A 14,769-nucleotide genomic window follows, 5' to 3' on the forward strand; every position below is an offset into this window, starting at 1 on the left:
CGTGAGGACAAGCGCGCTACAGGGAAATCCGTCGTGGGTGGCCGCGTTGCTGGCACGCTCGTGGGTGCTGCCGCTGGCGCGGCTCGCCCTCGTGTCTGCGTATCTGATTGGGGGCGTCGACAAGCTCGCGCATTTCCACGACGCCATTCTGGAGCAGGGGCATTTCGGCCTGCATCCAGGGGTACTGTGGGCGACGCTGGCGATTGTCGTCGAACTGGGCGGCTCCTTCTGCGTGGTTTTCAACCGGCTTGTCTGGCTGGGCGCAGGCGGTCTGTCCGCACTGACCGCCGTTGCCATGCTGGTCGCCAACAATTTCTGGAGTCTGACTGGCAATGCACGTTTCATCGCATTGAACGGTTTTTTTGAGCACCTCGGATTGATTGCCGCCTTTATTGCGGTGACGTATCTGGCCAGCGGCGCACACCGGTCCCGTGGCAACGCACAACTGAACCCAGATAGGAACTTTCAACATCATGCATAACAGAGGACTTTCAACATCATGCGTAAATTCCGTTCCCTCGCTGTAACCGCGCTGGTCGCGGGCACGCTCGCCGTGGCCTCGTCGCTGGCGCCAGCCAGCCCCCCGGTGCTAGTCAGGCCCGCGGCGGCGCCGTCGTTGACCGTAGGGCCGCAGTACGACACGACACACGTCTACGTCGCGCCAGAGGACTTCGACAGGTTCACCGACAGCTTCGTCTCGACGTTTGGCGGCCATAAGTCGCAGGAGGGCGCCTTCCAGGTGACGCCGACGCCGAGCCAGACGATGTCGCAGCTCGTGTTCACGCCGGCCGGCACGTTGTCAGTATTTGGCTTCAAGACGCCGGTTCCGTACCCGTTCGGCAGTGAGCGCACCGGCTATCTCGTGACCGACATGGATGCGGCGGTGAAGTCGGCGAAGGCGCATGGCGCGGATGTATACGTGGACACGTTCCCGGATCCGATCGGGCGTGATGCGCTGATCTCGTGGCCGGGTGGTGTGCACATGCAGCTGTACTGGCACAAGCAGGCGCCGCACTACGATCCGCTGGAGACGGTGCCGGAAAATCGCGTGTATGTATCGCCGGAGCGCGCGAACGCGCTCATCCACGACCTCGTCGTGTTCTCGCATGGCAAGGTCGTGTCCGATGACCGCAAGGCGCCGGGCATCGAGATTGGTCGGCCGGCCGACACGTATCGTCGCGTCCGGATCGAATCAGGCTTTGGCAAGATCACCGTTCTCGTGACCGACGGCCATCTGCCTTACCCGTTCGGGCACGAGCTGACCGGCTACGAGGTGAAGGATCTCGCCGACACACTGAAGAAAGCGCAGGCGGCCGGCGCGACCGTACTCGTGCAGCCGTGCACCTCGGGTGGCCGCGACGCCGCGCTCGTGCAGTTCCCGGGCGGTTACATCGCCGAGATTCACGCGGCCGCGCGCTGAGCCAGGCCGGATGTACCGGCCGTCCCCGCCCGGGAAGGAGGCGGGGACGGTCTGGTTTCCTTTGATTGCCCGCGACGTCGCCGTTGGGAGGTCTCAGGGTCAGATGATTACGGCGGCTGAGGCGACGGAAAAGGATTGCAGGCGACGGGTACGATAGCGAGACCATGCTAGGATTTTCCGCACAGGGTCTGATGAAACCCGAAGATACTGTCCTGGCTGCGGTTGCGGTAAAACGAAGCAATGTTGTCACCGGACTATGCCAATGGGGGCAGGGGTTTCGCCATTGAATGGGAGCGTTAAAAACCTTGGGGTTGTAACTCCGATGCCAACCCGAACTACTCCAGTAACTCGGCAGCTTCGCGCGACAATGGTTTCCTTGGTGGCTCGTATCTCGCAAGTCGTTCAACAAGGTCACCGTTGATCACAGCGCATCGGACCTGGGCAAGCAGATGAGCTCCGATCGGAGACCAGCGCATTTGTTGACGCTTGCACATGCGCTGATTGAGTACCTGATTGACTGCAGACTCGGCCGTGGCGGTCGAGATAGGTTTGCCGCAACGATGTCGCGCGCCGTAGTTCACCGTCGACCCGCCATTCGCTTCGACATATTCAACAAGCGCTCGAGTCCGGTAGTCAAGCTGCGCCAGACTCTCTGCAATGCCCGGCGTTTCAGGCACGATCACCCGACAGAGAATCAGGATGCTCTGCATCCGGGTTTTCGCTTTCTCGAGCTTCGCGTGCCAGAAGCACCAGCGCAGCTTGTCAACACGGGAGATCAGCACACGTCGGGCGGCCTTTTCCGTTTCCGTCCGCGCACGCATGCCCTTGATGATCTGCTCGAGGTACCTCACCCTCATTGATACATGGAACCAGTCCAGGACAGGTGTAGAAGAAAGCGGCAATCGACAAGTGATTGACTGCAGGCCATTTGCACCATCGGTGATGACCGACAGTTTCGGTCGATCGCTTCCGGATGTGGCTTTTACAAGGGTGGTAAGCCGCTCCACAATATCCGGCAACCTGTTTCTCACGAACGCGAGTACGCGCGAAGTCCGGTCTTTGGCGCTCAGGCGCCCCGTTAGAACCTCAAAGTTCGAACATTCTGATTTACGTCGCCCCCGAACGAATCCTCGCTCGATGGCCAGCGTCCACTCCGTATCTTCCTTCGTGGCGCGACATGCAACCGGCTGGACAGCCTCGACGCGCGCACCTGCCCGTAGCGCCCTGTTCCGCACGGTCACAGGGTTCAATGTCTCCCGCACAGGCAGGAACTCACGCATCATGGCGACGACCTGGCGATACGGCATCTGTGCCGCGAGCCTGGCCTCAAGCGACAGCAGTTCCGCGGTCGCCCGCTCGGGGACGAATTCGGTCATCGGACTATACGGATACTTCATCTGGAAGGGCGTCTCGCACGGACAGCAAACGATCAGGGCACTGCGAAATGGCACGGTACCAAAGACCGTATCCACCCTGCGAATCCGCCGGTCCTTGAGGTCGAGGAAACGGTGACATGCAGACCTCTTCTGCCTGTGCTGCCACCACAATCCTCTGAAGCCTGTGCAGCACATCTTTCCCTTCGGCCAGCGACAGGCCGATCTTCTCCGGTTCAAGTTGGCGATAGGGACGTTCGAGCTCACAGATTTCGAACGTATCTGTTTCATTCCAATCGGTGGTGATCTCAACGCGAATTGTGATTTTCATCCCAACCCTCCGGCGGCCATGGCTGCCGGAATCCTGGGCGCCCTGCGCTGAAACCCCAAGGTTTTTAACGCTCCCCATCACGCTGTGCAGCCGTCGTGCGCCTGATCAGCGCTAGCAGTTCCTCCCGGTCCTTCCTGGCCAGCTTCACTGGCGTTGCATGACGACCTCGGCTCATGCGACCAGGATAGACCATGCAACCATTTATTAAAAGTAATTGCGGGACGCTGTAGTCTAGTTCAGAGGACGCGCATCGGAGCCCAAGGTATCTACGAGAAAGTCGAGGAACGCGCGTGTTTTGGCGTTGGCCATGCGGCCCGCGGAGAATACGGCCCAAAGCTCAACGGGGGGCAGACACCAGTCGTTCAGCACTGAGCAGACCTCACCGCTCTTCAGTTCGGGAGAAAACATCCATTCGGATACGACGGCCAGGCCGAGATTGGCGAGAACCGCCGCGCGCAGGCCTTCAGCTGCCGTGACGGCCACGCGCCCCGATACCACGACGACCAATTCCGAGCTGCCGCGCCGAAACGTCCACGTGGTGCCGCCACCGCGCTGACTATAGACAATTGCCTGATGCGAAGGGAGGTCCGCTGGGGAAGCGGGAATACCCGCGTGTTCGAAGTATGCCCGCGTCCCGACAACCAGACGCGGGGCCTCGCCGATCTTGCGTGCCGTCATGCTCGAGTCCTCGAGTTGACCGATGCGCAACGCGATGTCGATGCCTTCTTCGCGCAGATCGACGTTGCGATCGTCGAGCACCAGGTCGATGTTGAGCTCAGGATGGGCTTCGAGGAACCATCCGATGGCCGGCACGATGTGCAGCCTGGCAAACGTAACAGGGGCGCATACGCGCAGGCGTCCCGTGAGGTTGCTTCCGGCTCCGCGGGCGGCGAGTTCCGCTTCCTCTGCTTCTTCGATCGCGCGCTTTGCGCGACCATAGAACGCCTGGCCTGCCTCAGTCGGCGTCAACCCTCGGGTGGAGCGCAGCAATAGGCGCACCGAGAGCCGTTCTTCGAGTAGTGCGATGGTCTTCGAAACGGCGGGCTGCCCTACATTCAGTATGCGCGCGGCACCTGAAAAGCTACCGGACTCCACCACGCAGACAAACGTTTCCATCGCTGTTAGCCGATCCACGGCATTCTCCTCGCTGGGCACATAGTAGGAGCACCCGCGTTCCTGCATCAGACCGGTCGGGCACGACAAGCGCTCCAGGCAGAAGCGCCCCCGGGTGATACTAACGCGCATTTTATTGATCCGGACGGGGCTGATCAAGATCACGCTGCAGCCTTAAAGTGCCGGCTCCTTACAAAGCCGGGAAAGAAACGAGTTTCACCGTGAGCCGTATCACTGTTGCCGCTATCGAGTCGGCGACCGGCGCAACGGCCGAAGTGTGTGCCGAGGTCAAGAAGCTTGCTGGTGGTGTGCCGAACCTGTTCGCCGCGCTGGGCGCACTGTTCCCGCAGGAGCTCAAGGCAGTACTGAATACGCAAGGCGTGCTGGGCGCCGGCACCCTGAGCACGCAGGAACTGGAGACGATCAGGTTGTTCGTATGCGAGATCACCGGTTGCGACTGCCGCGTGGCCGCGCGCACGGTAATTGACAAGATGACGGGGCTGTCGGCGGAGTCGCTGCGTCAGATCCGGGCCGCCGGGCCGACGGAGGAGGGCCGCCGCGATGCGTTGGTGCGCTTCGTGCGTTAACTGCAGACGACGAGCGGCACGATCAGCGCTCAGCAATATGAAATGATCCGTGCGGTGGGCTGCAGCTAGACGCAAATGGTGGAGATCCCCCCGGCGATTGCAGTGACGATGTTCACAAAAACGTTCTACCGTATCAACGACACGGGGTCGTTGGCACGATCGATCTGGTGACGACCCCGCTGCTGATTACCCGGGTGGCGGCTCCGTTTGTATCGGCATGGGGGCGGCGTTCCAGCGTGACTTTCATATTGACGGTCTCGTTCGTTTTCAGCACGCCGGGCATCACGCTGCACAGCGCGAGTGGCATCCCCATTATCTCGACGCTCGTGGAGCAATTCCTGATCAAGGATATCGTGTTGCTTGGGGCGTGCCTTACGCTGGTTCTGGCTTCGTTGACGCCGCGTCGACGAGTTTCGTGATGTCGCCGGGCACAGGGTCAACCGTGAAAGCGCGGCGTTGATGGTTGAGCCCACTGCCGTTTTGCCGATGCAAGTATCTTCGGCATCGTCGGCTATGCATTGCGTTCGCCTTCGAAAATTGCCTTTGCGCGCTGAGAACTGGTGAATCTGTGTGATCACGGCGGCTCCTTGGCCAACAGCAGCGGCGACCGGTTTGGTTGAGCCGGCGCGAGCATCACCGATCACAAATACGCCGTCGACACGGGTTTGCAGCGGAAGCGGCCGGAGCACGCCGTCATCGATATCGGCTCCCGTCAGGACGAATCCCTTGCGGTCCAGCGAGACCCCGCATGAGCGAAGCCATCCGCTAGTGGGGTTCGCGCCCATAAACAGAAAAAGATTGCGGCACTCGATTGACGTTTCAGTTGCCCAGACTACTGCGCTGGGCGTCCGTTTTCGTCCAGCCAGCGAACGATATTCTTGACCGTATCGCCGTAGAACGTCCGGTACAACTCCTTCGACACATAGCCGATATGCGGCGTGGCGAGCACATTGGGCAGATCGCGCAACGGATGGGGATTTTCAAGGGGCTCGACATCGTAGACGTCCAGCGCCGCGCCGGCGATCCGATCCGTCCTGAGCGCGTCGAGCAGCGCGGTACCGTCGACTATAGGGCCGCGGGAGGTATTGATCAGGCGGCTCGTCGGTTTCATCGTCGCCAGTTCGGCGGCGCCAACGAGGTGATGTGTGCGCGCACTGAGGCGCACGTGAATGGAGAGGAAATCGGAGATCGAGAACAATTCGTCTTTCGTAACGTACTGGATGCCATGTTCCGCGGCCGCCGCGGGCGTCAGGTTCTGGCTCCAGGCGACCACGTTCATGCCGAATGCCCGGCCGATTGTGCCTACTGCCGATCCGACACGGCCAAGCCCGAGCAGGCCAAGTGTCTTGCCTGCGAGTTCGTCGCCCACCGAGCGTTGCCACCCGCCGTTGCGCAGCGACTGATTTTCGCGCGGAATATTTCGGGCAATGGCAAGGATGAGCGCCCATGTGAACTCGATCGTCGGCGTCGAGGAATAGCCCGTGTGGAGCATGGCGATCCCCAGGGCGACGGCAGCGTCCTCGTCAATGGAGGCGTTGGCGAGGCCGGTGGACGCAATGACCTTGAGATCAGGCAGTTTCTCGAGGATCGCACGAGGCAATGGCGTGCGCTCGCGCATCACGCATACGATGTCGAATGGCTTGAGCCGCTCGATCAGGGCGTCGGGCTCGGCGATGTGGTCATTGAACACATTGATGCTTGCGCGGCCATTCAGCGGTGACCAATCCGCAAGAGTCAGCGCGACATTCTGATAGTCATCGAGGATCGCGACCTTGACGAGGGAATTGACGTTCATGCGGCACACTCCTGTTTCATCTATACGAGGACACGAGGTCCGAAATAGGGCGGGGCAACCACCAACGAATGCACTTGCGTCGCGGGTCGCCGATTTGATCCCGGCGGGTGGCCCGTGATCTCAATTTGTCGTCAATGCCATGATTGACAACTGTGCCTAAAATAGCGCGTCCTGATTCTCCCGCCATGGATCACGCATTTGATCGGCGCGCGCGACCGGCATCGGCAGCTCGCGGCTCAGGCCGGTCGGACGAGAGCGGTCACCCGCTTGATCGCACGAGCGACTGCCAGCCGTGCCGCAACCGTCTCGTACCAACGCGCAATGTTGGGCGTGCCTTCGAAGTCATTGCCGGCGAACTCGCGGCGCCATAGCCAACCGAAAAGGGCAATGTCTGCGATCGTGAAGGCGTCGCCGGCGGCGAACGCCGAGCGGGAAAGCGTGCCGTCCAGAACCTTGAGAACACGTTCGGCTTCTGTCTGGAATCGCGCGATGGCATAGAAGATCTGCTCGGTCGCCTGCCGTTTAAAGAAGCCGAGCTGTCCTGGCGCGGGGCCAACACCGCTCAAATGAAAAAACATCTGTTCGATCACGCGCGCGCGGCCGAACGCATCGGCGGGAACGAGCCGTCCTGTCTTTCTGCGAAATAAACGAGGATCGCCCCCCGACTCGGTGAGCGTGAACAGTTTGTCGCCATCGGGATCGACGATAACAGGCACTTTCCCGTTTGGATTCATCGCAAGATAGTCGGCGTGTTTCTGCTCGTCCTTGCGCAAGTTGATGGCATTGAGCACATTGTCGACACCCAGCTCTTCGAGCGCGAACGGGACGCGCACACTATTGGGCGTTGAAAGAGCATAGACATTGATCACTCTGTTTTCCTGGTTGGGGTTGAACGCTTTGCGCGTCTTGTTCGTCACGGGTCCGGACATGAGACGTGTCGAGCGATCAGCCTTGCTTGCCACTTTCCGCGCGGCCGGTATCGCCGTACTCTGTGCCTTCTTGGCGAGATGCGGTAGACAGGGCATGGTGATATCGTTCATTCCCTTGTGGAATGGCTGTGAGCTTACTCACGCTTCGGTCGTTTCCGTGAAGGTGCAACGTGGCCGCGAGCCTGCGCTACTCGTGAACGGTAAAGGGGACCGCACCGAATTCGGACTCGTCGTCGCCCAGGTACAGCCCGATGCCCGGGAAGTCGAACGGCAGTCGGAAACCCCCACGGAAGCCAAGGATGCGGGTGTAGAACTACCAGGATTGCTCGAGCTCCGCGGTGCGGATCGAGCGGTAAATCATAGGAGATCGGGGTGCGGAAGGAAGCCGCCGTGCATGGGTGTTTTCGCGCGGTTCCCTGACGATTGCAGCCTTGTACTGCGCTCATCCCTGGATGATCCGGATGGCCACGATGCAAGCAACCGGGTTCGGGAAGCCCTGCCCCGCAGCACGGTATTGCCCCGAGGAATGAATCATATGCCGCGCCCGGCACTACTCCGCTGACATTCCCTTGGCTAGCATGTTCTGCATCGACTCACGGCCGCATTCCAACGGTAGAGGGCTGGGACGGCTGGCACCATCGGGAGGAACGATGAAGATCAAGGCGATGAATATGGATTTTGGCGCGCACGTCGAAGAGGTCGACCTGACCGCGTTGACGCAAGACGATGTGGACGGGTTGCGTACTGCGCTTCTCGAGTATGGCTTGCTGGTCATCCGGAATCAGAAGCTTTCGCCTGCCAGGCAGGTCAGGATGTCGGAGGTCTTTGGCACGCTCGAGACGTTTTCGCCAGGCGAAGGGCAGTTGGCCGAATATCCGCAAATTTTTCGCGTGGCAAGCCGCCCCGCGAGAGGTCATACGAACGTTGGCCGCTACTGGCATTCCGACGGTTCGTTTCGTGCGGAGGCCACGCCTATTTCGATCTGGTATCTGGTCGCGCAACCGGTCAATGGCGGCGAGACGCTTTTTGCCGATCTGCGGGAGGCGTACAGGACGTTGCCGGATGAGAGGAAGCCCGCAATCGACGGCCTCATCACACTGCATCGAAACGGGATCAAACATCCGCTCGTCGTGCGGCATCCTGCGACACGCGAGCCGTCGCTCTACTTCAACGTCGGCCTTACCAGTGGCGTAGTGGGCTACACGCCCGAACAGTTCATGGCATTGCGGACCGATCTGGACGATCATCTCTCCCGCGCAGGTGCCGCTTACGTCCATCACTGGCGCGAAGGCGATGTCGTCATTGCCGACAACTTCCGGGTTGCCCACCGCGCTACGCCGATCTCGGTGGATCAGCATCGCATTCTGGATCGAACGACGATACGGGCGGATGGCGTGTACTGGGGCCACGCTCAGATCTGAGAGACCTTGGCCCGTGGGCATGCCGGCCCCCGCGCAAAATCTCCATCTTGCCGACGACGCACCACGCGCTCTGCGCAATGCGGCGCGCCGTTATCGCCGAGTCAACCATCGTCCGCCGGGAACGAACCCGACTCCACCACGCTGACGTGCACTTCCGTTGTCACCGGTTGATCCAGGAGATGGTCACTCCCGTCGACTTCGACCGATGATTCAATATCTGAAGAACTCGATGTCTTGCCCGTTCGGGCGCGGATGCCGCACAATGGCGCCGCGGCGGCGTCCCGTGTTGTAAGCGAATACCACTACCGAATCCTCTGCCACACAATGAAGACGACCGCCAGGCCCGAAACACGCGGACCAGCGAGCCGGCAACCTGGTCATACTCCCTGACCGGCGTGGCGGCTCCCAACGCGCCGAACGGATATTCGCTCGACACCGGCACGTTGCCGTTCGGGCCAACCGCGAGATCCTGCGAACTCATCGCCAGAGAAGGGCAGAAGCTTGCCCTAGGCCTTTCCGTCGGGTCCGGATGTGCTCGCCGCCACCATCTTCATGTCGCCATTCCTGTCGCCGATTGATCGCGCCGGGATCGCCTTCATCATCGGGGGAAGTAGCGGGCCACAACAGGCTGTCGCGGGCATAACCGGCTTTCCTCGCAGGCATGGATTGCCGGATGCCATTCCGTTCTGCGACACGCGGCGCCTCGGGCCTGGCCTGCATCGTTGCGGTGCGACCTGCTACGAGGGGCGCTACCGGGCAGACGCGTGGCCTCGCATCTTGCGTAGCGCTCGAGCGAGGTCGTTATTATTTATTGCGCGGGCTTTTCGGCAAACAGAAAATCGGCTGAGTGCGAGCAGCGGGGCCAGCATGCCGGCGACCGCGATCCAAGTCCAGCCGCCTTGCTTGTACAGCGTGCTCGCGATTGCGGAGCCGGACGGCGCCGCCGACGAAGACACTCGTCATGTAGATCCAGTTCAGACGGTTGCGACTCTTCGAATCGAGCTGGTAAATTTCACGCTGGCCCACGACCAGGTTCATCTGCACCGCGAAGTCGAGCAGAAGCCCGGTTCCGACGAGCCCGAACCTCCGAGGCCTGGAACCAGCATGACCGGCAGGTAGCCGATCGCCGCCAGCGCGAGCGTGAACGCCGTTGCGCGTTGCGTGTGGCCGGCGTCGGCGAGGCGCCCCGCGATGGGGGCAGACGTCGCGCCCATCGCGCCGACCAGCGAGAACACGGCGACCGCCGTCTGCGACAGGTGGTAGTGGTTCATCAGCGCGATCGGCACCGCGGTCCAGAACAGACTGAATGAGCCGAACATCAGTCCCTGGTACAGCGAGCGCTGGCGCAGCACCGGCAGCGTCGCGACGAGGTGCTCGAGCGAACGGATCAGTTGCAGATAGCTTGCCGAATGGCTGGGGCGCCGACGCGGTAGCGTCAGTGCCAGCAGCACCGTGACGAGCGTCATCACGACTGCGCCGAAGCCGAATACCGCACGCCACCCGAAGTGCCCGGCGATGAAGCTCGAGATCGGACGCGAGAGCAGAATGCCGAGCACCAGCCCGCTCATGATCGTGCCGACCACGCGGCCGCGCGTTTCGGCCACCGCGAAATGCGCGGCGAGCGGAACCAGCAGCTGCACCGCAACCGACGTGAAGCCGATCAATAGCGAGATCCCGAGAAAGAGCGCTGGCTCGTCCAGCATCGCGGCGGCAGCGAGACTCGCGATCGATAGCACGGCGCTGATGATCATCAGCCGCTTGTTTCGACCAGGTCGCCGAGCGGCACGAGGAAGAACAGCCCGGCCGCGTAGCCGATCTGCGTGAGCGAGACGATCAAGCTCGCGGTGCCTTCGGACATGTGCAGGTCTGCCGCAATCAGCGAAATGATAGGTTGCGCGTAATACAGGTTTGCGGCGATCGCGCCGCAACTGAAGGCGAACCGCAGGATCAGGCTGCGCGCCATTGTCGGCGCGGTGCCGGCGCGGGCCGGGGAAGCGAGGGTCGTGCTCATGGGGCTCTGTCTCGTATCGGTTGACGAGCAATGTGTGACGAGAGCCTGCCGCCACTTGCGACGACGACAGGCTACCAATCAAGTGCAGTAGATAGCGAAAGTTTCGAGGCATTTGCCGCAGTGCAGAAGACAGGCTGAAAGTTTCGATGCATTTGCCGCAGTGCAGAAGACAGGCTCGGGCAATAGATTTCATTCCCTGGCGGAATATCGACGCGTTCGCCGAAGGTCGATTTTTCGTGGGGAGCGCCGTCGTTCGCGTGATCGCGCCACACAGGCCTGCTTTTTCAAGCGCGAAGACTACGGCGCGCCACAGGTGTCCCAGCAAGACGATGGTGCCGCTCAGCATCAAGGCGGATAGCAGGCTCGAAGCGACAAGCGTCGTTCCCGCAGACACGTCGCTGACACCGTACCGCAAGCCAAACAGAATGCCGAAAGACCCACAGGGGATTGCCGCCAGCAGAATCGCCTGTCCGGCACTAGCCTTCGGCACGGCTAGCAGGCTGACGCGCGAGTGCAATTAGCGGGTGCACAACGTTACTCAACAGAATGCCGAAATCCGCCTGCGCGTCGAGCTTGAACGCCTGCGCCGCGAGCACGAGCACGAGCACAGTCGAGAACAGCGCGAGGCCGACCGTCGTGCTTCCGATGATATTGAGCGACTGGAGATCGGGCAACGTCCATCCGCAGACCGACGCGAGCACACCTCCAATGGAGGCAAATACGACCGGCTTGAGAAACGGATTGCGCAACGCCTTGACGAGCAATCCATCGGTTCGCCGCGCCTGGTTCGAGCGGGAGCACGCGCACGAGCTTGCGGCGGTTCAAGTCGCGAGCGTGCCAATCGCAATGCCGGGTGCGCAATGCAGCCGCAACCGGCCTGCCGGCGAAACGCCTGCACTGCGAGCCTCGTCGGTTGCCGGGTCGATCGCTGCGAGAATCGCTTTGGCGCGCTCGTCGAAACGTCCACCGGGTTCGGTGACAGGGAGATGTCGCGACGTGCGATGCGGCGCGACGGTCCGCAACTGTTGCTCCGGCGACGTGACTGCACGCGAAACCAGGGCGGCCGTCACATTGTTCACTTTTGCGACGGCGGTCAAGAAACCGGTTTGGATTATGCGGACGAACATCCGCACGCTGCTGACGATATCTGACGTTCTGTTCCGGCACGGTGAGAGCAACCTTTGTTTCCGGAGCGCCGGTTCGTACCCGACCTTTCTCACTTTCTCAATGTGCTGCCGCTTTCCGACGCAGTCTGACATCAGGCATGGCGGGCGCATTAAACATTTTATGCCTGCCTGGAATGGATGTTATGTGCATCGGGAGTCTACTGTGAGCGTGACCCCGCGCGCATTATCTGGATACCACGAATCTCCCTTTTGGAAAAGACAATGAGCACGTTCCCGTCGTACACGATTGAGACCGCACCGGCCGCTTCAAAACCCGCCCTGGAAGACGCGAAAAAGACCTTTGGTTTTGTGCCGAATCTCCAGTCTCACATGGCCGAATCGCCTGAGCTCCTTGCCGGCTACTCCGCCCTCTGGGACCTCTTTGCCAAGAGCACGCTTACCCCGCATGAGCAGCAGGTCGTCTACCTGACCTCGAACTTCGAAAACAATTGCCATTACTGCATGGCCGGCCATTCGGCACTTGCCCGGATGATCAAGATGGATCCCGCTGTCATCTCCGCGCTGCGCGATGGAGAGCCTCTGCCTGATCCGAAGCTTGAAGCCCTGCATCGCTTCACGACGATTGTCGTACGCGAACGCGGCTTTGCTCCTGACGCAGATGTCGAGGCGTTTCTCGCGGCCGGCTTCACGCGCCAGAACGTGCTCGAAGTGATACTTGGAGTCGCCACGAAAGTCATGAGCAACTATACAAACCACATCGTACATACCCAGTACGATCCGTTCATGAAAGGCAACGAGTGGACGATGCCGGTAAAGTCCGCGGCCTGATCCGTGCGCGTTGCGCGCCGATATCTTATGGAGGTCTCGTAACATGACCAGCACAACTGCAAGAAAGCCCGATGAGCTTGCTATCCCTTATCAGCTGCCTCAACCCCCTCACATGTCACCCGACATCGTGCATCTGGGCGTTCTCGACAAATGGCTGGAGGACGATAACCTCTGGGTGCCGATGACGCCGGCTGTTTCGTTCAAGCCGCTGCTTCTCAGCGCCAGCCAGGGCTACTACGTCAATCTGCTTAGAGTGCGCCAGTCCGGCGTGCTCTCGCGCCACCGCCATACCGGGCCTGTGCACGCGATCGTTCTGAGAGGCAGATGGTATTACCTCGAGCACGACTGGGTTGCGGAGCAGGGTGGCTACGCACACGAGCCGGCAGGCGAGACGCACACCTTGTACGTGCCCGAGGACGTAAAAGAGATGATCACATGGTTCCACGTCACGGGCGGGTACACCTATGTCGATCCCCAAGGCACAGCAGTGGGATACGAAGATGTGTTCACGAAAATCGAAGCGGCTCGCAGGCATTACGAAGCGATCGGCCTCGGCGCCGACTACGTAAAGCAGTTCATTCGCTAAGCGTATTCGTTACACCGGAATTTTCGGATACCGCGAAAGCACGAAGAAAGATGTGCCCTATGCGCGGCGGCGGCGGGCGTCTCGATCGTCCGGTACCACGGGCTGCAATGGAGGATTTTCATCATGGAACGACGAACTGTTGACGTGGCTGGCGTACCGGCCAGCTACCTGAGCGCCGGTGACCCGGCAGGACCCGTCTTGTTGTTGCTGCACGGCACCTATTGGAGCCGGGTATGGCAGCCGGTGCTCGATGACCTGGCCGCCGCCGGATTACGCCCCATCGCGGTAGATTTCCCTGGCTCCGGCCGCTCGGGTGGCGAGCTGACCATTGCTGATGCCTCGATTCCCGCTTTGGCGGATTGGCTGCCGCGCTTCCTGGATGCGCTCGGTATCGTGGGACCGGTGGGCGTCGCAGGACACGACATTGGCGGGGGCATTGCGCAGCAGGTGCTCGTCGATGGGAAGATAGAGGTCAGCAAGCTCGCGCTCATCAATGCAGTGATGTTCGATTCGTGGCCAGTGCCCGGCGTTGCCCGGTTCCGCGATCCGGCGGTGGCCGCTGCGACGACGACGGAGGATATCCTTGCTGCCCGTCGCAAGTCAGTCCTCACGGCACTGGCGAGGCCAACATCGGAAAGCGAAGTGGCCGAGTATCTCGAACCCTGGACGGACCCGCGCGTTGCAAGGTCGTGGCTCGCCTTAGCCGGTGCGGCGGACAATCGTTACACGATGGAGTTGTTGCCGCGCCTTCGCGCGTCGCAGACGCCAAAGCTGCTCGTCTGGGGCGAAGACGACATTTTCCAGCTCGTCGAGCACGCAGAGCGCTTCGCCAAAGAGATCCCGAACACGCAGCTTGTCCGGATTCCCAAGGCGGGCCACATCCCCATGGAAAATGACGCTGCCGCAGTGGCTCGTGCGTTGGCCGGGTTCTTCATCTGACGCAGAGCAGCAGGCAGGAACGGTTGTCGCACGCCGGTCCTTGCCCAGCTCGCGGATGGGCTCATGCAAGGTTCGGCAAGGTACTTGCCAGCACGGCGTCCGTTCAATTGTGTGCGTGTTTCGAAAGCGAGGCGACGAACTCTCATGTTGCTCCAAGGGGCCTGGTGAGAAGCCCTTCCACAGTATCTAGTCCATTGAACCGGATGAATTGCACCGGATGCGTCGAGCTGGATCGGAATACTTCCATTTCAACGGGGCAGCCTGCTTGTTGTATTGACGGATATAGCGCATGAGCTTTTTGTCGAGGTC

General features: G+C 61.0%; 13 protein-coding genes and 3 pseudogenes. 8 read left to right on the plus strand and 8 right to left on the minus strand.

The window, feature by feature from the left end:
• Nucleotide 1: 1 nt before the first annotated feature.
• Together FVF58_RS43535 and FVF58_RS43540 are read left to right on the plus strand one after the other, a co-directional pair.
• Nucleotides 2-481, plus strand: a complete 480-nt coding sequence (locus tag FVF58_RS43535; RefSeq protein ID WP_425469023.1) for a DoxX family protein — start codon at nucleotides 2-4, stop codon at nucleotides 479-481.
• 18 nt (nucleotides 482-499) lie between these two features.
• Entirely contained in the window at nucleotides 500-1,420 is a 921-nt protein-coding gene (locus FVF58_RS43540) for a glyoxalase (protein WP_149675795.1), read from the plus strand.
• Nucleotides 1,421-1,691: 271 nt separating this feature from the next.
• Here the strand turns inward: FVF58_RS43540 and FVF58_RS43545 are convergent.
• Nucleotides 1,692-3,124, minus strand: a pseudogene (locus FVF58_RS43545) (ISKra4 family transposase); the annotation flags it as partial.
• 231 nt (nucleotides 3,125-3,355) lie between these two features.
• Entirely contained in the window at nucleotides 3,356-4,258 is a 903-nt protein-coding gene (locus tag FVF58_RS43550; RefSeq protein WP_149675796.1) for a LysR family transcriptional regulator, read from the minus strand.
• A gap of 200 nt (nucleotides 4,259-4,458) precedes the next feature.
• Between FVF58_RS43550 and FVF58_RS43555 the strand changes: the two genes are divergently transcribed.
• Both FVF58_RS43555 and FVF58_RS43560 read left to right on the plus strand, forming a co-directional pair.
• Nucleotides 4,459-4,824, plus strand: a complete 366-nt coding sequence (locus tag FVF58_RS43555) for a carboxymuconolactone decarboxylase family protein (protein WP_149675797.1) — start codon at nucleotides 4,459-4,461, stop codon at nucleotides 4,822-4,824.
• 167 nt (nucleotides 4,825-4,991) lie between these two features.
• Complete coding sequence (locus tag FVF58_RS43560; RefSeq protein WP_246217475.1) at nucleotides 4,992-5,243, plus strand: DUF417 family protein; 252 nt, start codon at nucleotides 4,992-4,994, stop codon at nucleotides 5,241-5,243.
• 413 nt (nucleotides 5,244-5,656) lie between these two features.
• Here FVF58_RS43560 and FVF58_RS43565 read toward each other — a convergent pair whose 3' ends face one another.
• Nucleotides 5,657-6,619: a D-2-hydroxyacid dehydrogenase family protein gene (locus tag FVF58_RS43565; RefSeq protein WP_149675799.1), complete on the minus strand. Its 963-nt coding sequence runs from the start codon at nucleotides 6,617-6,619 to the stop codon at nucleotides 5,657-5,659.
• 236 nt (nucleotides 6,620-6,855) lie between these two features.
• Nucleotides 6,856-7,659: a glutathione S-transferase family protein gene (locus FVF58_RS43570; protein ID WP_246217476.1), complete on the minus strand. Its 804-nt coding sequence runs from the start codon at nucleotides 7,657-7,659 to the stop codon at nucleotides 6,856-6,858.
• A gap of 539 nt (nucleotides 7,660-8,198) precedes the next feature.
• Here FVF58_RS43570 and FVF58_RS43575 point away from each other — a divergent pair.
• Nucleotides 8,199-8,969 (plus strand): TauD/TfdA dioxygenase family protein, encoded by a 771-nt coding sequence (locus FVF58_RS43575; RefSeq protein WP_188131134.1) that lies wholly within the window; start codon nucleotides 8,199-8,201, stop codon nucleotides 8,967-8,969.
• Between the two features lie 749 nt (nucleotides 8,970-9,718).
• On the opposite strand, the pseudogene FVF58_RS43580 reads toward FVF58_RS43575, so the two are convergent.
• The 3 genes and pseudogenes from FVF58_RS43580 to FVF58_RS43590 all read right to left on the minus strand — a co-directional run bounded on the left by FVF58_RS43580 (nucleotide 9,719) and on the right by FVF58_RS43590 (nucleotide 12,239).
• Nucleotides 9,719-10,980, minus strand: a pseudogene (locus tag FVF58_RS43580) (MFS transporter).
• A 476-nt stretch (nucleotides 10,981-11,456) separates the two neighbouring features.
• On the minus strand, nucleotides 11,457-11,744 hold the full coding sequence (locus tag FVF58_RS43585) for a transporter (RefSeq protein ID WP_149675801.1): 288 nt from the start codon (nucleotides 11,742-11,744) through the stop codon (nucleotides 11,457-11,459).
• 57 nt (nucleotides 11,745-11,801) lie between these two features.
• Nucleotides 11,802-12,239, minus strand: a complete 438-nt coding sequence (locus FVF58_RS43590) for a LysR family transcriptional regulator (protein ID WP_149675802.1) — start codon at nucleotides 12,237-12,239, stop codon at nucleotides 11,802-11,804.
• A 129-nt stretch (nucleotides 12,240-12,368) separates the two neighbouring features.
• Between FVF58_RS43590 and FVF58_RS43595 the strand changes: the two genes are divergently transcribed.
• The 3 genes from FVF58_RS43595 to FVF58_RS43605 all read left to right on the plus strand — a co-directional run bounded on the left by FVF58_RS43595 (nucleotide 12,369) and on the right by FVF58_RS43605 (nucleotide 14,460).
• Nucleotides 12,369-12,935 (plus strand): carboxymuconolactone decarboxylase family protein, encoded by a 567-nt coding sequence (locus tag FVF58_RS43595; RefSeq protein ID WP_149675803.1) that lies wholly within the window; start codon nucleotides 12,369-12,371, stop codon nucleotides 12,933-12,935.
• A gap of 43 nt (nucleotides 12,936-12,978) precedes the next feature.
• Nucleotides 12,979-13,521 carry a 2,4'-dihydroxyacetophenone dioxygenase family protein gene (locus FVF58_RS43600; RefSeq protein ID WP_149675804.1) on the plus strand — a complete coding sequence of 181 codons (543 nt, stop codon included), beginning with the start codon at nucleotides 12,979-12,981 and terminating at the stop codon, nucleotides 13,519-13,521.
• A 123-nt stretch (nucleotides 13,522-13,644) separates the two neighbouring features.
• Nucleotides 13,645-14,460 carry an alpha/beta fold hydrolase gene (locus FVF58_RS43605; RefSeq protein WP_149675805.1) on the plus strand — a complete coding sequence of 272 codons (816 nt, stop codon included), beginning with the start codon at nucleotides 13,645-13,647 and terminating at the stop codon, nucleotides 14,458-14,460.
• 186 nt (nucleotides 14,461-14,646) lie between these two features.
• Here the strand turns inward: FVF58_RS43605 and FVF58_RS53630 are convergent.
• A pseudogene (locus FVF58_RS53630) lies at nucleotides 14,647-14,769 on the minus strand (IS630 family transposase); the annotation flags it as partial.

This window comes from Paraburkholderia panacisoli (assembly GCF_008369935.1).
GTDB lineage: Bacteria > Pseudomonadota > Gammaproteobacteria > Burkholderiales > Burkholderiaceae > Paraburkholderia > Paraburkholderia panacisoli.